Genomic DNA, 22,908 nt, shown 5'->3' on the forward strand with positions numbered 1-22,908 from the left:
CGGAAGGGGGGCCGGACGGCCCCCCTTCCTCCCTGGCGCTTACCTTGCAGTGCAAGGTACCTTGTCGGCATGAGCGAAGACGCGGCGCTGACCACGGCCCTGCGCCGGGGCACCATCGAATACTGCGTGCTCGCACTCCTCGACAGGCGCGAGCTGTACGGCGTCGAGTTGGTGCAGCAACTCAGCGGAGCCCTCGGCATGTCCACCAGCGAGGGGACGATGTATCCCCTGCTGTCCCGCCTACGGCGCAACGGGCGGATCGCGACCACCTGGCGCGAAGCCCCCGCCGGCCCGCCCCGGCGCTACTACACCCTCACTCCGGACGGCGAGGCGGCTCTCACCCACTTCCGCACCGAGTGGGTCGCCTTCCGCAGCGGCGTCGACCGCATCCTGGGAACGGAGAGCAAGTGATGACCCAGACCGACCAACTCGTCGCCGATTACCTGGCCCGGGTCGAGCGGGCCGCCACCCGTCTGCCCGCCGGGCGGCGCGAGGAGCTGCTCGCCGACCTGCGCGAGCACATCGAGATCGCGCGGGCCGAGTCCGGGGCGGAGACCGAGGCCGAGATCCGTACGATCCTGGACCGCCTCGGCGACCCGGAGAGCATCGTGGCCTCCGCCGACACCCAGACCGACCTGCCCCGGGTGACCACCACCCCGCCGGTACCACCCGTAGCGCCGGTGCCGCCCGCTGCGCCGCGCCGGTTCCCGTGGCTGGTCGTCACGCTGGCCGGCGCGCTGATCGCGGTGTTGCTGCTGGTCTGCGGCTTTCTCGCCTTCGCGGTGCGCGACTCGGCCGAGGCGCCGACCCCGGAGTTCCCGACGCCGCCCAGGCCGGAGGTGTCGGCGAGTTACTGATTCGCCCGGGAATCCCGGTCGTCGCGGCACGATAGTGGGTACCGGTACTCCCATGACGGAGTACGGCATCCACGCCTCACACGAGCAGATCCCGCCCGGCGCGCTTCTGGAGGCGGTCGTCGCCGCCGAACACGCCGGGTTCAGCGCGGCGATGTGTTCCGACCACTTCTCGCCGTGGAGCGCCCGCCAGGGCCAGTCGGGTTTCGCCTGGTCCTGGCTGGGCGCCGCGCTGCAGGCCACGAACCTGTCGTTCGGGGTGGTCAACGCGCCCGGCCAGCGTTACCACCCGGCGATCATCGCGCAGGCGATCGGCACCCTGGGCAGCATGTTCCCCGGCCGGTTCTGGACCGCGCTGGGCACCGGCGAGTTCAGCAACGAGCACATCACCGGCGGGAAGTGGCCGCGCAAGGAGGTCCGCAACGCCCGGCTGCGCGAGTCCGTCGACGTCATCCGTGACCTGCTCGACGGCGCCGAGGTGTCCCGGGACGGGCTGATCACCGTCGACCGGGCCCGGCTCTGGACCCGCCCGGAGACGCCGCCGCCCCTGATCGGCGCGGCGGTCAGCGTGGAGACCGCCCGCTGGTGCGCCGAGTGGGCCGACGGGCTGGTCACGGTCAACGCCCCGGAACCGCATCTGCGCGAGATGATCGGCGCATACCGGGAGGCCGGTGGGCGCGGGCCGGTCTGCCTCCAGGTGCACCTGAGCTGGGCGCCGACCGAGGAGGAGGCCGAGGCGATCGCCTACGACCAGTGGCGGGGCAACATCTTCGCCCCGCCGGTCTGCTGGGACCTGGCCACCGCCGAGGAGTTCGACGTCGTCGCGGAGAACGTGACGGTCGAGCAGGTGGCACGGGTGGTGAACATCTCCGCCGACCCGGACCGGCACACCGAACTGCTGCGCGGGTACGCCGGCCTGGGATTCGACCGGATCTACCTGCACCACGTGGGCCAGGATCTGATGCCGTTCATCGAGACGTTCGGCGCGAAGGTGCTGCCGAACCTGCGCTGACCCGCGGGCCCGCCGAGAGGGCCGGATCGAGGTGGCGGCCGGCGTCGGTCGCCTGCCACGCCGCGGCCCGGCCTACGCCGCGCGGGTACCTCGTGCGCCGCGCTTGTCGGCGTACATGCGGGTGTCGGCGGCGGCCAGGAGTTCGTCCGGGGCCACCGGGCGGCGCTCGGTCCAGGTGACCGTGCCGACCGCGGCCGTGACGCACAGGACGTGCTCGTTCCACGGCAGGGGCCGGGCGATGGCCGCAGCTATCCGGCCGCCGAGGGTCGTGGCGGTGGTGTCGTCCGCGCCGGTGCAGAAGATGAGGAACTCGTCGCCGCCGATGCGGGCCACCACGTCGCCCGGCCGGACCGCGCCGGCGATCCGGAGGGCCGTGGCGCGCAGGATGGCGTCGCCCGCCTCGTGGCCGTAATCGTCGTTGACCGGTTCCGGCCAGCAGGAATCCGGCGACGCCCAACGGCCCGACCACCACGAAGATCGCGGCCAGGGTGGCCCGGAACTGTCGCGGCGGCAGGCCCATGGCGCTGAACGCGGCGGCCATCGGCGGACCGTTGACGCCGGTCGCCGTGGTCAGCACGCCGGAGACGAACCCGGAGGCGACCATGGCCATCCGGCCGCCGCGGATCCGCAGGCCACGCCAGATGGCGACGGCTCCGGCCAGCACGCAGAGGGCGATCAGGACGGTCAGCGTACGGGCCGGGAGCAGGCTGAGCAGCAGCAGCCCGAAGGGCAATCCGAACAGTCCGGCGGCGAGCACGGTGCGGGCGGTCCGCCACCGTACCTCGCCGTGGTCGCGGGCCACGGCCGCCGCGTTGATCAGGCAGGCCAGCACGGAGGAGCCGACGACCGCGTCCACCGGCCCGGCGACCAGTCCCAGCAGCGGAACCGCCAGGAGGGAGAAACCGAATCCGGTGGCCGCCTGCGCCAGGGCGGCCGCCGCGAGGATGCCGGCCGCCCCCAAGATCATCGAACTGTTCACGGATGATGACTCTATGTCGGTGTTTGACTACCGCATCGACAGGCATTAAACAGTTCGGTAGAAGCCGTCGGATCTACGAGAGGACCTGGTTCCGTGGATCCGTTCGCGAGGGTGCCGCTGGGCGGCACCGACGTCACGGTCACCCGGCTCGGGATGGGGCTGGCGCCGATCGGTGGCCTGTATTCGGCGGTCGGCGACCGGACCGCCGTCGCCGCCGTCGACGAGGCCTGGCAGCGTGGGGTGCGGTTCTTCGACACCGCGCCGCTGTACGGCGCCGGCCTGTCCGAGCGGCGTGCCGGGGCGGCCCTGCGGGAGCGCCCGCGCGGCTGCTACACGCTGGCCACCAAGGTCGGCCGCCGCGTCACGCCCGGCCGGCCGGATCCGGCCGACATCTGGGCCGAGACCGGTGACACCGTGATGACCTGGGACTTCTCCGCCGACGGGGTGTACGCCTCGTTGCGCGAGAGTCTGGAGCGCCTGGGCGTGGACCGGATCGACGTGCTGCACCTGCACGACCCGGACGACCACTTCGAGGCGGCCGCCGGCGAGGCGCTGCCCGCCTTGGTGCGGCTGCGGCGGGAGGGCGCGATCGGGGCCGTGTCCGCCGGGATGAACCAGTCGGCGATGCTGACGGCGTTCGCCCGGACCGGTCAGTTCGACTGTCTCCTGCTGGCGGGACGGTATTCGCTGCTGGACCAGTCCGGCCTGGCCGATCTGCTGCCGGAGTGCGAGCGGCGCGGCATCTCGGTGATCGTCGGCGGTGTCTTCAACTCGGGAGTGCTGGCCGCCCCGGTGCCGGGCGCCACCTTCGACTACCGGCCGGCCCCGCCGAACGTGGTCGCCCGGGCACAGGCGATGGAGCGTCTGTGCGACCGCTACGACGTGCCGCTGCGCGCGGCCGCCCTCCAGTTCCCGTTCGGCCACCCGGCGGTCGCCTCGGTGCTGGTCGGCATGCGCTCGCCGGAGGAGGCCGCGGACGCCACGGCGATGGCGGCGGTGAAGATTCCCGGTGGTCTGTGGCGTGATCTGGTCGCCGCGTGGTTGCTCGACCCCGAGGTGCCGGTGCCGTGAACAATCGATGGGAGCTGTGTTGAGATACCTGCGGGTGGGCCCACCCGGCGCGGAACGCCCCATTCTGTCCTCCGGGGGAGCGCTCTACGACCTGTCGTCGGTGACCGCCGACATCGACGCGCCGTTCCTGGCGTCCGGCGGCTTCCAAGGCGATCCGGCCGCCCTGCCACCGGCCGACGTGGACGGCGGGCGGGTCGGCCCACCGATCGCCCGGCCGGGCGTGATCCTCTGCGTGGGGCAGAACTACGCGGCCCACGCCGCCGAGTCGGGCGCCGCGCCGCCGGAGGAGCCGATCGTCTTCTACAAGGCGCCGAACACCGTGGTCGGGCCGGAGGACGACATCCTGCTGCCGCCGGGGTCCACGCGTACCGACTGGGAGGTCGAGCTCGGCGTGGTGATCGGCCGGACCGCCCGCTACCTGGCGTCGGAGTCCGAGGCGATGGCCTGCGTGGCCGGGTACGTGGTGGTCGACGACGTGTCCGAGCGCGAGTACCAGCTGGAGCGCTCCGGCGGGCAGTGGTCCAAGGGCAAGTCGTGCGAGACGTTCAACCCGCTCGGGCCGTGGCTGGTCACCCCGGACGAGGTGACCTTCCCGCTGCGGCTGCGCTCGTGGGTCAACGGCGAGCCCCGGCAGGACTCCAGCACCGCCGACATGATCTTCGACGTGGGTTTCCTGATCTGGCACCTGTCCCAGTTCACCGTGCTCGAACCGGGCGACCTGATCAACACCGGCACGCCTCAGGGGGTGGCGCTGTCCGGGCGTTTCCCGTACCTGAGGCCCGGTGACGTGGTGGAGACCGAGATCGACGGGCTGGGCCGGCAGCGCAGCGGGGTCAAGGGGTGACCGGGTAGGGCGCGACCGTCCTCGATACGCGGCGAGTTCCCGTCCGGTGATCGGCCCAGGACTCAGGGCCCGCTCACCGGACGGGAGCCGGACGAGATGCCGCGGCCGGCGGCACCGGCCGGACCAGTGCTCGGCGAGGCCACGGCCCACGCGCCGGAACCGTCCGGCCCCGGCTCGTGGGCGGCGGTGACCGCCTACGAGCCGGGGCCGGCCGTCCCGAGGGTCAGTCCGCCACCGCCTGCACCTTGACGACGGCGCCGGGCGCGGCCGGCGGGATCAGGTTGCCGTCGACCCGCTCGCCGTCGACGAGCAGGTGGGTGATCCGGCCCGAACCCCGCACGCTGATCTCGTAGGTGGCGCCGCGGAACGATCGAACCGCTTCGAACCCCGGCCAGCCGCTGGGCAGCACGGGGTCGATCCGCAGACCGCCGAAGTCCGGCCGGATACCCAGGATCCACTGGGTGATCGCCACGAAGTTCCACGCCGCGGTGCCGGTCAGCCAGGAGTTCTTGGCCTCGCCGTGGGTGGGCGCGTCCATGCCGGCGATCATCTGCGCGTAGACGTACGGCTCGCAGCGGTGCACCTCGCTGATCGCCTCCCGGGCCGACGGGTTGAGCCGCCGGTAGTAGTCGAACGCCCGGTCCCCGTTGCCGACCATCGTCTCGGCGATCATGATCCACGGGTTGGTGTGGCAGAAGATGCCGGCGTTCTCCTTGTAGCCCGGCGGGTACGAGGAGATCTCGCCCAGCTCGATCCGGTACCCCGAGTAGGGCGGCTGCTGCAGCACGATGCCGTGCGGGGTGGCCAGCCGCTCGGCCACGCTGTCCAGCGCCTTCGCGGCCAGGCCGTCCTCCAGGCCGACGCCACCGAGCACGCACATGCCCTGCGGCTCGATGAAGATCTGCCCCTCGTCGTTCTCCCCGGAGCCGATCACGTTGCCGTAGAAGTCGTAGGCCCGGCGGAACCAGGCCCCGTCCCACCCGTGCTCGGTGACGGTGCCGGCCATCTTCTCGGCGGCCGCCCGGTAGACGACCTCCTCGCCGTCCTGCCCGAGCAGCGCCGCGATCCCGGCCAGTTCCTTGGCGGCGAGCACGAACAGCCCGGCGATGAAGACGGACTCGGCGACGCCACCGGACGCGTTCTCGGTGGTCTGGAACGACTCGCCCGGGGTGTCGGAGAAGCAGTTCAGGTTGAGGCAGTCGTTCCAGTCCGCGCGCCCGATCAGCGGCAGCCCGTGCGGGCCGAGCCGGTCGAGCGTGTACCGCAGCGAACGGCGCAGGTGCTCGTAGAGCGGCGCCTCACTGCCGGGCACGTTGTCGAACGGCACCTGCTCGTCGAGGAACGCCAGGTCGCCGGTCTCCTTGAGGTACGCGGCCACGCCCAGGATCAGCCACAGCGGGTCGTCGTTGAAGCCGTCGCCGATGTCGTTGTTACCGCGCTTGGTCAGCGGCTGGTACTGGTGGTAGGCGCCGCCGTCGGGTTTCTGGGTGGCGGCGATGTCCAGGATCCGCTGCCGGGCCCGGTCCGGCAGGATGTGCACGAAACCGAGCAGGTCCTGGTTGGAGTCGCGGAAGCCCATGCCGCGGCCGATGCCCGACTCGTAACCCGAGGCGGAGCGGCTCATGTTGAAGGTGACCAGGCACTGGTAGGCGTTCCACACGTTGACCATGCGGTCGGTGTCGCCGTCCGGGGTGGTCACGCGGAGCCCGCCGAGCAGCCCGTCCCAGTAGGCGCGCAGGTCCGCGTACCCCTTCTCGACGGTCTCGGAGCGCAACCAGCGCTCGAGGAGCGGCTGGACGCGGGTCTTGTTGAGCGTCTGCGAGCCCGGCGGGTCGAACTTGTCGTCCTTCGGGTTCTCGGCGTAGCCCAGGACGAAGATCACCTCGCGGGTCTCGCCGGGCGCGAGCGCCAGCTTCACGTGGTGGCTGCCCATCGGCTGCCAGCCGTGCGCGACCGAGTCCTTCGCGGCGCCGGTTTCCACGACCGTCGGACGGTCCCAGCCGCGGTAGGCGCCGAGGAACGACTCACGCTGCGTGTCGAACCCGGCCAGCGGCTCCGAGCAGGCGAAGTAGGCGAAGTGGTCGCGGCGCTCGCGGTACTCGGTCTTGTGGTAGATCACCCCGTCGACCACCTCGACCTGGCCGATCGAGTAGTTGCGCTGGAAGTTGGTGCTGTCGTCCTGCGCGTCCCAGAGACAGAACTCGATCGCGGAGAAGAGCGACACGTCGGCGCTCTCGGCCCGCTCGTTGGTGACGCGCACCCGCCAGACCTCGAGGGTCTCCCCCAGCGGAGCGAAGTACAGCGTCTCCGCGCGGATCCCGTTCCGTGCCGAGCCGATCTTCGTGTAGGACAGCCCGTGCCGGCACTCGTACCCGTCGAGCTCACGCTCCGGCGTCGGCTGCCAGGAGGGCGACCAGTAGTCGCCGCTCGCGTCGTCGCGCACATAGACGTAGCGCCCACCCAGGTCGAGCGGCGCGTTGTTGTAGCGGTAGCGGGTCAGCCGCCGCAGTTTGGCGTCACGGTAGAAGGAGTAGCCACCCGCCGTGTTGGACACGATTCCGAAATACGCGTCCGTGCCGAGGTAATTGATCCACGGCAGCGGCGTATCCGGCCGGTCGATGACGTACTCACGCTGCTCATCGTCGAAATACCCGTAGCGCAACAGGTCCTCCACCGTCGCCGTTGTTCCCGCCCGGCCCTTCGCCTGGCGGCTGGGAGATCATGGGAGCGCTCCCATAACGTCCATTTTACCGCTCGGACACGCTCCTGGGACCGGCCCGAAAAGACTCTTGCGGTTCCGGATTGCCCGCGTCTCACCCGCCCTTCGGCCCTCGACGCGCAAACCTGACCCTTTTCCGGTACGAACTTTCCGGCCCCGACCGCACCCGCGCGTCCCCAACTGTCCGCCGGCCAGGCACGACACCGGGCCGCGGGGCCCGCTGCGGCGTTGGCGGCACTCACCCTCCGGATCGCCCCGGCCACGAAACGGCCGCCCGCGAGGCGACTCTGCAGGCGGGCGGCCGTCCGGCGAAATCGGCTACGGAGCCCAGGGCCCGGCGACGGTCCAGGAACTGTCGGCGGTCAGGGTCATCGGACGGTCGAAGCCGGTCCCGGCGCCGGAGGCGATGTACGCCTGCGAGTCGAAGTGGCGCAGGAAGCTGCCCGGGAAGTTGATCGACTCGAAGGTGACGCCGGTGCCGCTCAACCCGGGCCGGGCGCAGAACGTGGCATCGCCCGCGAAGAGCGCCGACCCGTCATCCGCGGCCAGGCGGATGCGGCTGGAGGCGTGACGCAGGTACCGGCCGGGAAGGTTGACCGACTCGAAGGTGTAGCAGGACGGGTCGGCCAGCCCGCGGCGCAGCGTGAACGTGGCGTCCGCCTTGAGCAGGGCGGGGCTTGCGGCGGTCACCGTTTCGGTCCAGCCGAGGCTGTCGGCGTGCCGCAGGTGGCGGTCGGTGAAACCCCACGTGGTGACCTGCAACGACCGTCGCACGTCGTACGGCAGCAGTACCGAGCTGCGCCACAGCGCCGGCGCCGAGACGTTCCAGGTGGCGTCGGCCGCGAACGGGCCACCGGTGTTCGCGTCGATGCGGACCTGCTCCTGGGCGTGCCGCAGGTACTGTCCGGGCCGGTTGGCCGCCTCGAAGGAGATTCCGCCGGCCGCCAGGCCCGGCCGGGAACACCACGTGGCGTCGGCGGCGAACGAGCCGCCGGTGTCCGGGTCGAGCCGGACCACGCTGTTCGCGTGCCGCAGGAACCGGCCCGGCAGGTTCACCGACTCGAACGAGTAGCAGCGCGGATCGGACAGGCCGGCCACGGTGCGGAACGACGCGTCCTGCCGCGGCCCGTCCCCGCCGATCACGTCGGTACGCGCCAGCGAGCCGGAGTGCCGCAGATGACGATCCGTGTAGCCGGCCGTGGTGACCTGGAAGGACCGCACGTGCCCGAGGGTGAGCGGGACGGCCGCGTTCTGGTTGCGGGACGCCCGGAGCAGATCGGTGAGCGCCGCCCGCACCTGCCCGGTGTCGACCTTCTGGATCCGCCGGTCGTACGTGTAGAGCCCGTTGTACTCCCCCTCCACGTCGGTGATCTCGGTGTAGACGAACCCGGACAGCCCCTTGCTGGTCATCAGCCGCTGCGAGTCCCTGATCATGCCGGTGAACCGGTCGTTGAGGTGCGCCGCACCGGACATCTGCTCGTACGCGAAGAACTGCCCGTCGGGGCTGTACTCATGCCCCGGCGTACGCAGCCCGAGGCCGCCGAACTCGCCGAGGATCGACACCCGGGTGGTGCTGGGCCGCGGCGCGTCCGGTCCGGTGTAGACGTGCCAGTCGATGATGTCGCCGGTGCCCGGGTCGCCCTTGGAGGCGCAGCAGTTGAAGCCGCTGTGCGGGTTCATGAGCCGGCTCGGGTCGTAGGCCTCCAGTTCACGGGTGACCCGCTGGGTGTCGGTGAGACTCCACTCGCCCCACCCCTCGTTGAACGGAACATAGGTGACCACGGCCGGCGAGAACCGGTGCTCGTCGATGATCTCCCGCGCCTCGGTCTCGAACTGGGCGATCTGCGCGGCCGTCCGGTTCGCGTCGAACGGTGGCGTCGACGGGACGTCCTGCCAGACGAGCAGGCCGAGCCGGTCGGCGTGGTAGTACCAGCGGGCGGGCTCCACCTTGATGTGCTTGCGGACCATGTTGAAGCCCAGGTCCTTGTGTTTCTGCAGGTCGAACTGGAGGGCCGCGTCGGTGGGCGCGGTGTAGAGCCCGTCCGGCCAGTAGCCCTGGTCGAGGGTGCCGGCCTGGAAGACGAACTCGCCGTTGAGGGTGGGCCGCAGCACCCCGCCGACCAGTCTCGTGCCGACCTCGCGCATGCCGAAGTAGCTGATCACCTGGTCGACCGTGGCTCCCGCGCCGTTCCGCAGGGACACCCGCAGGTTGTACAGGTACGGATCGTCGGGCGACCAGCGGCGGGCGTTCGGCACCGGCACGGTGAAGTCGGTGAAGCCGCCGGTCGCGGTGCCGACCACAGTGGTTCCGGCCATCGACTCGGCGAGCACACTGTGTCCTGCGATGTTTCCGCGCGTGAACACCCGTACCCGAACGGTGTTGCCGTTGATGTCGGGACGGATGTCGGCCGAGTAGATCGACGAGACCGGGGTGGGCTCCAGCCAGACGGTCTGCCAGATGCCGGAGACGGGGGTGTAGAAGATGCCGCTCGGGTCGTCGGTCTGCTTGCCGATCGGCTGTTTCTCGCCGCGCCCGTCGGTGGGGTCGTAGACGCGCACGATGATCTCGTTGGTCCCGCCGTTCAGTTGCGGCGTGACATCCACCTCGAACCGGTCGTACCCACCCTTGTGGGCGGCCACCCGGACGCCGTTGACCCAGACGGTTGCCTCGTAGTCGACCGCGCCGAAGTGCAACTGGACGCGGCGGCCGGCCCACCCGGCCGGAACGGTGAAGGTGCGCCGGTAGAACATCAGGTCCCGGTTGTCGTTGCGCATGATGCCGGAGAGCGCGGACTCCACCGGGTAGGGCACCAGGATCCGCTCCGGCAGGGTCTGCCCGATCGGCGGCGCGGCGTTTCGGTCGACGTTGCCGGCGCTGTCGGTCGCCGGGTTGAGGAACTGCCACTCCCCGTTCAGCGACTGCCAGTCGGGACGGGTCATCTGCGGTCGCGGGTACTCCGGCAGCGGGTCGGTGGTGGACACCTGGCTGGTCCACGGGGTGCTGAGCGGCGGCGTCTTGGGCACGACGGCCGCGGCGGGTGCGGCGGCGGCCACCAGAGCACTGGCCGCCAGGGTCAGGACAGCGAGGGTACGGACCAGGAGCGGCCGTACGAGGCGGGATCGGCGCATCGGACTCCTCGGGAACGGACGGGGGGAAGGACCGAACGAAACTGAACCGGGAGGACACCGGAACCCCGCAAAGCCGAACGGCTACACACAGGGTCGAACACATTCATCCATCGTCGTGGATTCTCTGTCAAGAGTCCGAACCATTCCCGGAACCGGCGGCGGGTCGGATTTGCCGGAGACTGCCCAAACCCGGTCGCACCGTCGGCGGCACAGCCCTCGACGGCGCAAGATCCGGGAATGGGTGACACTCCAACCGGCCTGGCGGCGCTCGCGGCCGCCCGCCGCCGCATCCGCGACGAGCACCTGCGGCCCGCCTCCGAACGGCCGCCGTCCACCGCCCGCGGCCTGCACCACACCGCCCTGATCAGCGGCGACGTGGAGCGGACCGTCCGCTTCTACCAGGACCTGCTCGGCTTTCCGCTGACCGAGCTGATCGAGAACCGGGATTACCCGGGCTCCTCGCACTTCTTCTTCGACATCGGCAACGGCAACCTGCTGGCCTTCTTCGACCTGCCCGGCCTCGACCTCGGCCCCTACGCCGAAGTGCTCGGCGGCCTGCATCATCTGGCCATCTCGGTGGAGCCGGACCGCTGGGCGGAGCTGGTCCGGCGCCTCACCGACGCGGGCGTCGAACACGCCGTGCACAGCGGCGTCTCGGTCTACTTCCGCGATCCGGACGGCGCCCGCGTCGAACTGATCGCCGACCCGCTGGGCGAGATGTACGGCACGACGGTCCTCTGACCCCCGAAGGCGAGGGTCAGCGCGCCCGCAGCCGGTCGCGGAGCTCGAGACCGATCGCGGCCAGGGCGAGCACACCGCAGAGCGCCAACCACCGCGGCCCCCGCAGGGCCGCCTCCACGGTCTGCGCCGCGACGGCGATCCCGACGCCGCCGGTCACCAGCAGGCGGGCCGTGCCGCCGCGCCACCACGGGCCCGGCCGGGCCGGCTCGCCCTCGGCGAGGTCGCGCGCATAACCCGCCAGGGAAGGAAACTCGTCACGGGGCCGGGCCCCGGCGGCCGCGACGTGGGCACGGGTCTCGGCCACCAACTCGGCGGCCCGGGCCGGTGACACGTCGAACCGGCCCACCAGCAGGTCACGCAGCCGGGCGAACCACGCCTCCGCGTCCTCCGGGCCGTCGTCGGCGGCGCCCCGCTCGGGAGCCGGCGGGCGGCCCGGCCGGGTGGCCAGCCAGCACACCGCCAGCGAGACGGCCAGCAGCCCCAGCGCCGGCAGCTCACCGATCCGCCGGTCGGGCAGCTCGGTGAACGCGAACCCGGCCAGCATGATCAGGATCGCGGCCGCGACGAAGCCCCACGGGGCGAGCCGCGGATGCCCGGCGGCCCGCAGCGCCCCGGGCACCGCCCAGCCGGCAACCGCGGCCGCCATGCCGAGAAGAACACCGGTCAACCCCGAGACGGTCACCGGGATGGTGAGCCCGCCGGCCGCGATCGCGCCCACCACCGCGATCTGGACACCGAGGACGCCGAGCCCGAAGAGGCCGTCGCGGAGATGGTCGCGGGTCGTCTTGCCGTGGGTGTCGCGCCGCGCCTGATCGGCCGGGCGGGCGGCCGCGACGTCCGCCGCGAACTCGACCGGCGGCCCGAGCGCCGCCCACGGGTCCTGCCCGCTCTCGGCGTGGTGCGCCCGCGCCTCCTCGATCAATGGGGTCGCCTCGTGAAATCCGATCCCACGCTCCCCCAGCTCCCACCGGGCCTTGATCTCCCAGTCGTCGAACGTGATCATTTCGCCTCCGCCGTCTGCTCCAGAAAGCGGCTCATGGATGCGGCGAACCGGCTCCAGGCCTCCCGCTGACCGGCCAGCCGGTCACGCCCGGAATCGGTGATGGCGAAGACCTTGCGCCCCGGACCGCCCTGACCGGCATGCCAGGTGGACACGACCACGGCGTCCGTCTCCATCCGGTTGAGCACCGGATAGAGGACACCGCCGCGAACCGTGCCGAGGCCCTGGCCGGCGAGACGCTGGGCCAGCGCGTAACCATGCTGATCGCCCTCGGTCAGCGCGGCCAGCACCGCCATCTCGAGGGTCGCGCGCACCCAGCCGCTCTCCGGCTCCGGTCCCGAGGCACCCCGCTCCGCAACACCCATGACCCCTCCTCGTCGGAGCCGACACTAGTCGAAAATTCGACTAGTCGCGACCCCGGCGAGTGAGGGCGGCGGAAGCGGGCCGTCTCAGACGGCCGGCGCCCGGGCGAGACGGCGCTGCGAGATCCCGATCAGGATGAAGAGAACACCCAGGCCGGCGGCCAGGGCGGCCACACCGAAGGCCACCACCGAGGTGAAGAGCGAAGCCTGCAGGAAGGACGCGTTCATCACCGAATCACGGTTCGGATCGTCGCGGGGAAGCTCGGCATAGGTCTTGCCGCCCGCCATCTCCGAGGCGTGCTCGGCGATGACCATCGCCTCGGCATAGGCCTCCCACGGCTGATTCACGTGCTGGCCGGCGAAGTTGTCGGCGTCCTCGGACACCGTGATCTGCTGGGCGGAAAGGGTCGAGCCGACCAACGCGTACGTGAACACGCCGGCGACGAACAGCACCGCACCGGCAATGATCACCAGAAGTCCGAGAAGGGGGACCGCGCCCCCGGAGCGCTCTGAGCGTGCCATGCGCCCACCCTGCCGAGGGCTTCCCGGCGAGTCGTCATCCCGGAGGAATGAGACGGACCAGCCGGCGGCGACCCGGATATTGCCGTCAGGTGAACAGATCCGAGATGGATCTTCTGCGATAGGGTCGGCGCGATCGCTTGACATCGATGCGGAACGGAGGACGGCCGGTCATGGACGACACGATCCCGGCCGGGCTGGACACCTCGACGGCACACCCGGCCCGCCGCTACAACTACTGGCTCGGCGGCACGGACCACTTCCCCGCCGACCGCGAGTCCGGCGACATGCTGGAACGGGCCCACCCGACGGTGCGGCTGTCGGCGCTGGAGAACCGCGCGTTCCTGCAGCGGGCGGTCCGTTTCCTGGCCGAGGAGGCGGGCGTCGACCAGTTCCTGGACATCGGCACCGGCCTGCCCAGCGCCAACAACACCCACGAGGTCGCGCAGCGCCGGGTGCCGCGCTCCCGGGTCGTCTACGTGGACAACGACCCGATGGTCGGCCTGCACGCCCGCGCCCTGCTCACCAGCAGCCCCGAAGGACGCACCCGCTACATCGAGGAGGATCTGCGCAACCCGGCCGCCATCCTCGAACACCCGCAGCTCACCGAGACCCTCGACCTGAACCGGCCGGTCGGGCTGATCCTGGTGGCGGTGCTGCACTTCATCCCGGACCACGCGCAGGCCCGCGGCATCGTGCGCGAACTGCTCGCCGCGCTGCCGTCCGGCAGCTACCTGGCCGCCACCACCTTCACCCTCGACCACAGCTCGCCCGAGCAGGCCGCGATCGCCCGCGAGATGATCGCCCAGGGCCGGGTCGACGCCCACCCGCGCACCCACGCCGAGTTCGCCGAGTACTTCACCGGGCTGGGCATGATCGGCCCCGGCATCGTCCCGGTCTCCGAATGGCTGCCCGAGGTCCCGGCGCACCAGCGGCCCGCCCCCGAACTGACCGCCGTCTACGGGGCTGTCGGCCGCAAACCCTGATCGGCCAGGTCACGGCGCGACCCGTCGTCGAGGGTCGTCACGGGTGATACCGCCTCGCCTCGCTCACCCGTTGCCGCCACGCGGCGCGGACCTCGTCCAATGTCGGTCGGTGCCGGCGTTCCCAGCCGTCCAGGTGCTCGCCGACGATCCGGACGGCGATGTCGTAGGCCGGGCGACGGCAGTCGGCATCGGCGGCGAGAGCTGCCGCGATCTCGGCGACCGCCTGATCCCAGCCGGGATTCGGGGGCGGATCCAGGCGTGGTGCGTACAGGAAATCGGTGCGCTCCGCGGGCACGTCGTGCCCGTACCTCTGCTTCATGCATCGGGTGTAGAAACGCATGCCGTCGCGCACTCCCGGATCCCGGTCCACGACCTCCACCAGTTCGGTGAACGCGCCCAGCTCGTGCGCGGCCGGGTGCGGCGGGTCGGCGTCCTGATAGTCGCGGTTGCCGAACCGCTCCCGGCAGCCGTCCAGCCCGGGCGCAGGCGGGGCGTCGTAGTCGTAGAGGCCCGACTCGCGCACCCGGGCGAAAGCCGACTCGTTGAGCACCTGGATCCGGCCACGATCGGTCAGCGAATCGAAGACGGAGCCGAACCCGGTGCCGTAGCCCAGATCGGCGTCGGTGAAATCGCGGTAGAAATCCACATAGGGATGCCGTCGGTAGGGCTTGCCGAGCGCCCGCATGCAGGCCTCGATGCCACCTTCCACGCGGTGGTAGTTGACCAGCAGGTTCGCCCGCCGCTCCACCACGTTCCCGGAGATCTCCAGCGTGAGCCGGTCGAGCCGCGCCGCGACGGCCACCGGATCGACGGCCTCCGCCCGAGCCGCCGGCGAGACCGTCCCGGCCAGGACCAAGGCCCAGGCCAGCGCCGCGACGATCCTGCGCCCCATAACCCACCAACGAGCGAACTTCGAAACCGATACGGTACGCGTCGGAGCAGTTCCGCCGTACCCCGCAAGCTCGGGTGCGGCGCGGGCCGGTGCCGCGCCCGCCGGGCTGAGATCGCGGGCCGGGCCCGCGATCCGCTGCCACTCCGGGCCGCGGCGCGGCCCACTCCTCGACGATGCCGCGTGACGGTGACCGGGGCGCCGCCCTGTCGCCCGGCCACCGTCACGGCTCTTGCGGGGTCAGCGGCCCCGGTTCGTGGTGGCCGCCTCGCCGGTGCCCGCCTCCTGCTCGGCGGCGTCTTCCTCAGCCGCGCCCTCCTCGGCAGCGCCCTCCTCGGCAGCGCCCTCGTCGGCAGCACCCTCCTCAGCAGCGCCCTCCTCAGCAGCGCCGTCGTCGGCGGCACCTTCCTCAGCAGCGCCTCCGGCCGCGGCTACCGCTTTGGCGTCGGCGAGCGCGAGGCAGGACTGGAGCAGGGCCTGCTGGGCGGAGGCCACGGCCGCCCCGGCGGCGTCCTGAGCACCGGCCTGCTCCTCGGCAGCGCCCTCTTCAGCGGCGCCCTCTTCAGCGGCGCCGGCCTCTTCTTCGGCGGCGCCGTTTCCGGCAGCACCGTTTCCGGCGGCGCCCTTCTCACCGGCGGCGCCCTTCCCGGCCTTTTCCGCCTTCGCGGCGGCCTTCAGCGCCTTCAGGTACTTCTTGGCGAGCGCACGGTTCTCGGCCTTGGCCCGGCCCGGCTTCTGCGCGGCTTCCTCGGCCTCCTGGGCGGCGTCCTCACCGGCGGCCGCGGCCACGTCGGCGGCGAACGTGTCGCAGGCCGCCTCCAGCGCGACGGCCGAATCGGCGGCCGCCTCCCCGGGCGCCTGCTGCTGCACCGGAGCCAGTTCCTCGCCGTCGCAGATCACGCTGCCCGCGTCGACCTGAAGCGCGGTGCATTGCGAGATGTCGAACTGCTGGCCGTCGACGCTCACCAGGTCAGCGGCCTTCGTGTCGGTGCCGGCCGAGGCCAGTTGCACACCGGTCACCCCGCTGACCACCAACACTCCCGCGACCACCACCGCGCCGATCGTCTTCCGCCGACTGTCCGGGTTCCGTCGGTACGAGCGCGCCCTCATAATCACTCCTCGTCGTTGGACGTCGATGTCATCGGTTGGGGGGCCATACGGGTCCCGCCCCCCGGACGGTTCAACCCAAACTTCGCGGAACCCTCCCGGAGGGCCTCACCAACCACCACGTATGAGCAGCTCAACAACAGTTCGTGCCATTGCCTGGGATACCACCTCAACGAGGCCTCCACCGGCACCCGATCGATGCTCACGCTGGGCGAGTCCGCACCACCACCGCCAGACGACTACACAGAGTGATTGACACCGGGTGATCGTTCCCTGCGTCACGGTGATCGCTGTGGAGATTCCCGGACTCGGCACGGGCCGACGGCATCCTTCGCAGCCCGGGGCGCCTTCAGCGAGCCGGCCGAGGACGTGGTCCATCACCGGCGCCCCTTCGCGGCACACCGAACTCGACGAGCGAGTAGTCGAAGCGAGCGAATGGCAACAGCGCCACTCCAGTCAGGTGCCGCCAGCCCCCGGCTTGCTCTCGATGAGAATCTCGTCGGTCACGTAACCGGCCCGCTCGAAACCGAGTTCGGGCATCCTGCCGGTGAAGAGCGCCAGCAGGAACTCGACAAGTGTCATGTCGAGCGGCTTCCAGCTGTCGCCGTCCTCGTCGCCGAGCACCACGGTCCAGGTGTCCGGATCGTCCCCGCTGGTGTCCCAGTAGATCTGGTCCGGGCCGCTGTCGGCACAGAGCATCAGCCGGTTCCGTCCGACGCCGAGCGGCAGCGGGGGCGTGGACAAATGCGTCTCCAGGTATCGCTCCTCGTCCTCCTCGCTCTCCCACTGCTCGGGTGGGTTGAGCAGGTTGCAGCCGTACCGCTCGGAGGTCGGATGCTTGATCCGGTAGAGCTCGTTGATGAAGGTCGGGCCGTAGGTGTCGGCGTAGGCCCGGTAGTCGGCCGGCAGGCGCAGCCCGGTCGACGCCTCGAAGGCGGACCAGTCGACCGGGGGTTCGGTGTTCTCGTCGGCTGAGGTCACGACCTGCCGCCACTGCTCGAAGGCGGCCATTCCATCACCGGGCACCGGTGTTCCTCCTCGGGGCCAGACCAGGCCGTTACCGGCCGGATCGCCAGATCTCCACCGCGGCACGGACCCGCCCGGTCCGGAACAACGGGAGAAAGCCCAGCCAGAGCCAACTCGGGTCGTCCGGTACGGCACGGTGCTCGACGAGGCGGGACGCCTGGGGCAGTCCGGTCCGCCCGGCGGAGCGGGCCGGCCGGACGACCGCGACCGCGCGACGGCCCGCCCGGATGATCGGGAGGTCCTCGATGTCGGACCAGGTCAGCAGCCGGCCCTCCGAGGCGGGATCGGTGAGCTGGACACCGTGCGGGCACAGGATTCCGGCCAGGACCGGCCCGGTGGGCAGGGCACGCGTCTTCCAGCGGACCCACAGCAGGGTGGCGACCACGACCGCCGCTTCGACGAGCAGGGTGACGGTGAGCGCGAGGGCTCCACCCAGGACGTAGAACAGCACGCCGAACCCGGCGAAGAACGGCAGAGCCCACGCCGCGGCGAGGAGGAGCAGTTCCCACGCGGACAACGGCCCCTCCGGATCACGAAGCGGGATTCCGTCGGAGCACTTGTGCATCGAGTCTCCCTCGGTGTCGGCCGGCCAGCAGCGGCGGGAAGGACGGTAACCGACGATGATCTGCTTCCGCAGACCGGAGGTGGTCGCCAGGATGGGCACCCCGAACCGCGCCAGGGCCGCACGGAACAGGGTGCCCACCACTGAGGCAACCTATGTGGAGAAGAACCAGCTCAAGACCTTCGGAGGTCGCCGCCCGTTCCGGTGCGATCCTTGACAGAAAGGCGGGACGACTTCTCGATCTTGCGCATCGCCGCCTTCGCGATCTTCTTGAGGTGCTTCTCACCGGGCTCCCGCAAACCGATCAAACCCAGGGTCAAAGACAGGTCACCGTACGCGACGACGACCATCTTGCCGTACATGGTCAGCTCGGTCTCCGCCTCGGTCACCTCGAGCACCATGGACGCGCCGGCCGACTCGTCACCGAGGCGGGACTTCCAATTCAGCGGCGACATGCGCAGCTCGACGCCCTCCTCCTCGACGGTCGGGCACTCCTCCAGCACCTCCTCCGTGTCGGCGACCATGTCGGCGGCGATCTCGGGTCCGGTGTCGGCCAGCATCTCCATGGCGAACACGCCGTCGTCCTCGTGGACGAACGCGGCCGTGACACTCTCGGCCTTCTTCTTCGGCTTCTCCTTCGTCTTCACCGGTTCGGCGTGCGACGGCTCGTTCGGCATGCCGGTGATCGCCGCCGCCTTCGGCGCGGGACAGAGCTCCTGGTCCAGGTCGTAGCCGGTGAGCACGGCGCCGAACAACTCGTCGATGCCCGGCAGTTCCTGTGCGGCGTACCCCTTCGGCATGTCGTCCTCGGTGAGCAGCAGGTCCTTCAGGTCCGGTCCCGCCGCGACCGTCGGCGCCGCGGTGGCGGGCGCGGCCGGCGCCGCGACCACCGGCAGACCGAGACCCACGGCTAGCGCGACAATTGTGGAAAACTTCTTCAATACTCCCATTCCTTAAATTTTCCCCCGGCCCGCACGGCGCCGCTCGGCTTTCGGCCAGCACGGCGCCGGCCGGGCGGCCCGGCGTCACGTGATCTCGAAGACGGCGACGCGGTCGGCGGCGGCCTCGAACTCGTCCGGGTCGGCACGCCGGACCAGGCCGAGCTTCACGAAGAAGGGGACGCCGCCGGGGACCTCGACGGGGAACGCCCGCATCACGGCGCGCCGCTCCGCCGGGTCGCCGACCTCGGTCAGGGTGACCGTGCCACGACGCCGGCCGGAGGCCAGCTCGCCCCGCCGAAGGCGATCTCCAGGGGCGCCACCCCGATCGTTGCGAAGATCATCGTTCCCGGATTTGCGTCGATGCGCGAAGCTGTCCTTCCTACTCCAGATGACCCGGGATGCGCCGTGACCACCACCTATCCGTGCCCACGCTGTGGGGCGCCCGCGTCCCTCGACGACGGGTGTCCCGCCTGCGGCGCCGATCCCGACCCGGAGGCCGCCGAGGTCATCCGGATCGACGGCGAGCTCACCGACCTGCACCGCGAGCTGAACGCCGCCCGGCGCCGGGTGAGCGACCTGGACCAGCGCGTCCGGGAGGCGACCAGCCGGCGCGCCTACCTGGCCGCCCGGGTGGTCGCCCGGCGGGCCCCCGTGGCCGTGACGGTGGCGCCGCCGCCCTCGGTCCCGCCACCGCCACCGCCGCCCGCCGAACCCCGGCTGAGCACCCTCACCGTGCAGAACGTCCTGTTCGCCCTCGGCGGCCTGCTGCTGATCGTCGCGGCCGCGGTGTTCACGGCGGTCGCGTGGGCGCAGGTCGGCGTCACCGGCCGGGCTCTGCTGCTCGCCGGCGCCACCGTCGCGGTCCTGGCGGTGCCCCCGTTCGCCGCCCGGCGCGGCCTCACGGCCGCCGCCGAGACGCTCGCCGCCGTCGGCCTGATCATGATCCTTCTCGACGGATACGCGGCCTGGGCGGTCGGCTTCCTCCGGGTGCGTGATCTCGACCCTTCCGCGTACGCTGCCGTGGTCCTCGCCGTGACCGCGCTGGTCTCGCTCGGCTACTCGTGGCCGACCCGCCTGCGCGGTCCCCGGATCGCCGCCCTGCTGCTCGCCCAGCCGGTCCTGCCGCTGCTCGCCGTCGCGGCCCAGGCCGAACCCGCCGGATGGTCGCTCACGTTCACCGGCGTCCTGGTGCTGAACATCGCCGTGCTGCGGATCCGGCCGTCCCGGTTCGCCACCGACGTCGTCGGCACGCTGGCCCACGTCTGGGGCGCCGTCGCCGCCGTCGCCGCCGGAGTCGTCGCCCTCGGCAACCTGGCCGTCCAGGACACCCCGGCGCGGATGGCCGTGGCCGGGCTCGTGCTGCTGCTGCCGACGGTGGCGCTGCTCGCCTGGGCGGTGCTGGTGCGCAGTCCGCTCGCCCAGTCCATCACCGCCGGGCTCGTGCTGGTCACCTTCGGAGTCGCCGCCACCGGCTTGGCGTGGTCCCTGCCCGGCTCCGGCTGGCCGGTCACCGAGCTGGCCGTCGTCACCCTCGTCCTCGCGGCCGTCGCCGCGCTGCTCAAGCCCCGGCTCCCGGTCGTCGTCGGGCGCGGCCCGTGGGTGGGCGCGCTCATCGCCGGCGCGCCCGCGGCCGTCACCGTCGTCCTCGGCGCCGCGAGCGGGGCGGTCCGCAGCATGGCCGCGGCCACCCCGGTGTTCGGCGCCCCGTGGGACCGGGCCGTCACCGGGCCGGGCCGGGATCTGCTCGTCGCGCTCGTGGTGACCGCGGTGGCGTACGCCCTGATCGTCCCCCGCCGGACCCACCTCGACCTGGCGCTGACGACGCTGTTCGGGGCGGCGCTGCTGGCGCCGCCGGTCTTCGGGCTGACCTGGTGGGCGGCCGCCGCGCTGGGGACGGCCGTGGCCGCGGTGGCGCTCGTCGTGGCCGCCCGGTCCGCGACGCTGCAGGATGCCGGGTTCCGCCTGATCGTCGTCGTCCTCGCCGCCCTGCACGCCGTCCTCACCGGACTCGGCCAGGCCGGCGCCGAAGCGGCGGTGTGCGGCGCGATCACCCTGCTCGGCCTGGTCACGGCGGCCGCGGTGCGACGCTCCCCGCGTGCGCCCGACATCGGCGCCGGGGCCCTGACCGCGGGCCTGCTGGCAGCCCCGCCCGCCGTGTGGCTGGCCCTGTACGCCGCCGACGTCCCGGTCACCGCCCGCGTCCGGGTGTCCCTCGGCGTAGCGGCGCTGCTCTGCCTGGCCGCCCACGCGATGTCCCGGAGACTGCCCGGTTACGGCCGGTACGCCCTCGGGGTGGCCCTGCTCGCGGCCGCCACCGCGCCGTTCTGGTCGCTGCCCGGCGCCGACCCCTCGTCCCTGTACGCCGCGGCCGGCCTCCTGCTGGTCGTCACCCTGCTGCCGCTGCCCCTCGCGCGTTCCGGCGCCGGCGCGGCGGCCGCCGCGGTCCCGGCGCTCGCCCTGCTCGTGCTGATCGTCCCCGACCTGGCGGTGGTCCTGCTGGAGCCGTTGACCGCCCTCGAGAACGGCGTCTGGTCCGGCGTCCCGCCCCAGCAGTCGCCGGTCGCGTGGTCGTCGGTGGCCGCCCTCACCGGCGCCACCGTCGCGGCCGCTCTCACCGGCCTGCTGCTGGCCCGCCACCTGTCCACATCGACCGTCGTCCCAGCCCCTGTCTCTGCGACCCGCCCGGCGCCTTCGCCCACCACTCCCGCTGTCCCGCCCGCGGACGCCGCCCGAACGGCCGGTGGCCCTGCCGGGGCCACTTCGGAGGCCGCTGCCCGTCCGGTGGGCCCGGCCCCGGCTTCCGGCTCCACGTCCTCGGCGGAGAAACGTGCCGCTGATTCCCCCACGACCGAGGTGAAGGCGACGCCCGGCGCGGACGCCTCCGGGGACCGGGTGGGCGGATCCCACGGCAGGGCCCCGGTGGCGGGCGAGAGCCGGCCGGTCGCGGTGGCCGTGTGGGCGGCCGCGCCGCTGGTGGCGCTGCTGGTTCCGCTGATCTTCGCGGCCGCCGGGGCGGCGTGGCCGGCCGTGCCGATCGCGGCGCTGGTCACCGGGCTGGGCGGGATGCTGGCGGTGGCGTTCGCGCCGGCCCGGTACATGGCGAGTGACCTGCTGACCGTCGTGTTCGGAGTGCTCGTGGCCGCCGGGGTGGTGGGGTCCCTGGCCGGGCACGGTGCGACGATCGCCGCGTTCAGCCTGGTGCTGGCCGCGTCGGCGGTGACGGGCGTGGCCGGGCGGCGGCAGGCCGGGCGGATCACCGGCTGGGCGGCGGGGACGGTCTCGCTGGTCGTCGTCGCGTACACCATCGCGGTCGCGGCCGATCTCGGACCCGCCGGGCCGCCGCTGTTCGTGCTGGCCGCCGCGGCCGTGGCCGTGGCGCTCGAAGGGGTTCTCGCGTCGCGCCGCCCGGCCGAGGCGGTCGCGCCGTTGCTCGTCGGGCACACGTCGGCTCTGATCGCTCTCACGATCAGCGAGAGCCTGGGCTGGGCCGCCCTGACGTGCAAGCTGTGGGCGCTGGTCCTCACCGTCCGCGCCATGCGGCCGGGCGAGACCCGGAGGACCCGTTTCCGGTACGCCGTCGCGGCGGGTTCGACGGCGCTCGTCGGCTGGTGGCTGTTGCTGTCCGCACGGGATGTGGAGACCGCCGAGGTCTACACCCTGCCGGCCGCCGCGCTGGCGGTCGTCGCCGGCTGGTTCGCCCGGAGGCACCGCCCGGACCTCTCGTCGTGGACCGCCTACGGCGCCGCGCTGGCGGCCGCCATCCTGCCGACGCTGTACGTCATCGCGGAGAGCGACGCCGACGACCCGCAGTACCTTCGCCGGCTGCTGCTCGGCGCCGGCGCCCTGCTGATCCTGCTGGCCGGCGCCCGGGCCCGTCTCCAGGCCCCTGTGGTCATCGGCGGTGGAACCCTGCTGCTGGTGGCCCTGCACGAGTTGATCCAGGTGTGGGATCTGGTGCCGCGCTGGGTGCCGTTGGCCGTCGGCGGTCTTCTGCTGGTCGGCATCGCCACCACGATGGAGCAGCGCCGCCGCGATCTGGCCCGTCTCCGCGACGCCGTCACCCGCATGGCCTGACCCGGGGGTGTCGCGGCCGGGTCCGGTCGGCGACCAGGGTCAGCTCCCGGTTCGCACCGATCAGATAAGCCGGATGCGACCCGAGATGCTGGT

General features: G+C 72.0%; 19 protein-coding genes and 2 pseudogenes. 8 read left to right on the forward strand and 13 right to left on the reverse strand.

All coding sequences use genetic code 11. The annotated features are described in order from the left end of the window. Positions 1–69 precede the first annotated feature (69 nt). The 3 genes from AB0I88_RS16020 to AB0I88_RS16030 are packed head-to-tail and all read left to right on the forward strand — an operon-like array spanning position 70 to position 1,866. Positions 70–411 (forward strand): PadR family transcriptional regulator, encoded by a 342-nt coding sequence (locus tag AB0I88_RS16020; protein ID WP_361023935.1) that lies wholly within the window; start codon positions 70–72, stop codon positions 409–411. After that, positions 411–857 carry a hypothetical protein gene (locus AB0I88_RS16025; protein WP_361023938.1) on the forward strand — a complete coding sequence of 149 codons (447 nt, stop codon included), beginning with the start codon at positions 411–413 and terminating at the stop codon, positions 855–857. The genes AB0I88_RS16020 and AB0I88_RS16025 overlap by 1 nt, the downstream gene beginning before the upstream one ends. A 52-nt stretch (positions 858–909) precedes the next feature. After that, on the forward strand, positions 910–1,866 hold the full coding sequence (locus tag AB0I88_RS16030) for a TIGR03885 family FMN-dependent LLM class oxidoreductase (protein ID WP_361023941.1): 957 nt from the start codon (positions 910–912) through the stop codon (positions 1,864–1,866). Between the two features lie 72 nt (positions 1,867–1,938). Here AB0I88_RS16030 and AB0I88_RS16035 read toward each other — a convergent pair. Beyond that, positions 1,939–2,277, reverse strand: a pseudogene (locus AB0I88_RS16035) (GGDEF domain-containing protein); the annotation flags it as partial. 73 nt (positions 2,278–2,350) lie between these two features. Next, positions 2,351–2,833, reverse strand: a pseudogene (locus tag AB0I88_RS16040) (TSUP family transporter); the annotation flags it as partial. Between the two features lie 105 nt (positions 2,834–2,938). Here AB0I88_RS16040 and AB0I88_RS16045 point away from each other — a divergent pair. After that, complete coding sequence (locus AB0I88_RS16045; RefSeq protein WP_361023944.1) at positions 2,939–3,916, forward strand: aldo/keto reductase; 978 nt, start codon at positions 2,939–2,941, stop codon at positions 3,914–3,916. A 19-nt stretch (positions 3,917–3,935) separates the two neighbouring features. Then, positions 3,936–4,760: a fumarylacetoacetate hydrolase family protein gene (locus tag AB0I88_RS16050; protein WP_361023997.1), complete on the forward strand. Its 825-nt coding sequence runs from the start codon at positions 3,936–3,938 to the stop codon at positions 4,758–4,760. A 223-nt stretch (positions 4,761–4,983) separates the two neighbouring features. Here AB0I88_RS16050 and AB0I88_RS16055 read toward each other — a convergent pair whose 3' ends face one another. Both AB0I88_RS16055 and AB0I88_RS16060 read right to left on the reverse strand, forming a co-directional pair. Next, positions 4,984–7,434, reverse strand: coding sequence for a glycosyl transferase (locus AB0I88_RS16055; protein WP_361023947.1), 2,451 nt, complete (start codon positions 7,432–7,434; stop codon positions 4,984–4,986). Positions 7,435–7,797: 363 nt separating this feature from the next. Next, positions 7,798–10,608 carry an AbfB domain-containing protein gene (locus AB0I88_RS16060; protein ID WP_361023950.1) on the reverse strand — a complete coding sequence of 937 codons (2,811 nt, stop codon included), beginning with the start codon at positions 10,606–10,608 and terminating at the stop codon, positions 7,798–7,800. 237 nt (positions 10,609–10,845) lie between these two features. Here AB0I88_RS16060 and AB0I88_RS16065 point away from each other — a divergent pair, with 237 nt between their 5' ends. Continuing rightward, the gene (locus AB0I88_RS16065; RefSeq protein WP_361023953.1) at positions 10,846–11,349 is read left to right on the forward strand and encodes a VOC family protein; all 504 of its coding nucleotides are present in this window, start codon (positions 10,846–10,848) and stop codon (positions 11,347–11,349) included. 16 nt (positions 11,350–11,365) lie between these two features. On the opposite strand, the gene AB0I88_RS16070 is transcribed toward AB0I88_RS16065, so the two are convergent. From AB0I88_RS16070 to AB0I88_RS16080, 3 genes are all read right to left on the reverse strand, one after another. Further along, positions 11,366–12,352, reverse strand: a complete 987-nt coding sequence (locus tag AB0I88_RS16070; protein ID WP_361023956.1) for a hypothetical protein — start codon at positions 12,350–12,352, stop codon at positions 11,366–11,368. Continuing rightward, a complete protein-coding gene (locus AB0I88_RS16075; protein ID WP_361023959.1) occupies positions 12,349–12,714 on the reverse strand; it encodes a PadR family transcriptional regulator in 366 nt (121 codons plus the stop codon). The genes AB0I88_RS16070 and AB0I88_RS16075 overlap by 4 nt, the downstream gene beginning before the upstream one ends. A gap of 84 nt (positions 12,715–12,798) precedes the next feature. Then, the gene (locus AB0I88_RS16080; protein ID WP_361023962.1) at positions 12,799–13,233 is read right to left on the reverse strand and encodes an aromatic ring-opening dioxygenase LigA; all 435 of its coding nucleotides are present in this window, start codon (positions 13,231–13,233) and stop codon (positions 12,799–12,801) included. 170 nt (positions 13,234–13,403) lie between these two features. On the opposite strand from AB0I88_RS16080, the gene AB0I88_RS16085 reads away from it, so the two are divergent. Then, complete coding sequence (locus AB0I88_RS16085; RefSeq protein ID WP_361023965.1) at positions 13,404–14,216, forward strand: SAM-dependent methyltransferase; 813 nt, start codon at positions 13,404–13,406, stop codon at positions 14,214–14,216. Between the two features lie 37 nt (positions 14,217–14,253). On the opposite strand, the gene AB0I88_RS16090 is transcribed toward AB0I88_RS16085, so the two are convergent. The 6 genes from AB0I88_RS16090 to AB0I88_RS16115 all read right to left on the reverse strand — a co-directional run bounded on the left by AB0I88_RS16090 (position 14,254) and on the right by AB0I88_RS16115 (position 18,954). Then, the gene (locus AB0I88_RS16090) at positions 14,254–15,108 is read right to left on the reverse strand and encodes a hypothetical protein (RefSeq protein ID WP_361023968.1); all 855 of its coding nucleotides are present in this window, start codon (positions 15,106–15,108) and stop codon (positions 14,254–14,256) included. 237 nt (positions 15,109–15,345) lie between these two features. Continuing rightward, positions 15,346–16,215, reverse strand: a complete 870-nt coding sequence (locus AB0I88_RS16095) for a hypothetical protein (protein ID WP_361023972.1) — start codon at positions 16,213–16,215, stop codon at positions 15,346–15,348. 453 nt (positions 16,216–16,668) lie between these two features. Further along, a complete protein-coding gene (locus AB0I88_RS16100) occupies positions 16,669–17,238 on the reverse strand; it encodes an SMI1/KNR4 family protein (RefSeq protein WP_361023975.1) in 570 nt (189 codons plus the stop codon). 31 nt (positions 17,239–17,269) lie between these two features. After that, positions 17,270–17,944 (reverse strand): hypothetical protein, encoded by a 675-nt coding sequence (locus AB0I88_RS16105; protein ID WP_361023978.1) that lies wholly within the window; start codon positions 17,942–17,944, stop codon positions 17,270–17,272. 29 nt (positions 17,945–17,973) lie between these two features. Further along, positions 17,974–18,708, reverse strand: coding sequence for a hypothetical protein (locus AB0I88_RS16110; protein ID WP_361023981.1), 735 nt, complete (start codon positions 18,706–18,708; stop codon positions 17,974–17,976). Positions 18,709–18,825: 117 nt separating this feature from the next. Continuing rightward, a complete protein-coding gene (locus AB0I88_RS16115) occupies positions 18,826–18,954 on the reverse strand; it encodes a hypothetical protein (RefSeq protein ID WP_361023984.1) in 129 nt (42 codons plus the stop codon). A 192-nt stretch (positions 18,955–19,146) separates the two neighbouring features. Here AB0I88_RS16115 and AB0I88_RS16120 point away from each other — a divergent pair, with 192 nt between their 5' ends. Then, positions 19,147–22,815: a hypothetical protein gene (locus AB0I88_RS16120; RefSeq protein ID WP_361023986.1), complete on the forward strand. Its 3,669-nt coding sequence runs from the start codon at positions 19,147–19,149 to the stop codon at positions 22,813–22,815. Positions 22,816–22,908: the final 93 nt, after the last annotated feature.

Source organism: Actinoplanes sp. NPDC049802 (genome assembly GCF_040656595.1).
Classification (GTDB): Bacteria; Actinomycetota; Actinomycetes; order Mycobacteriales; family Micromonosporaceae; genus Actinoplanes.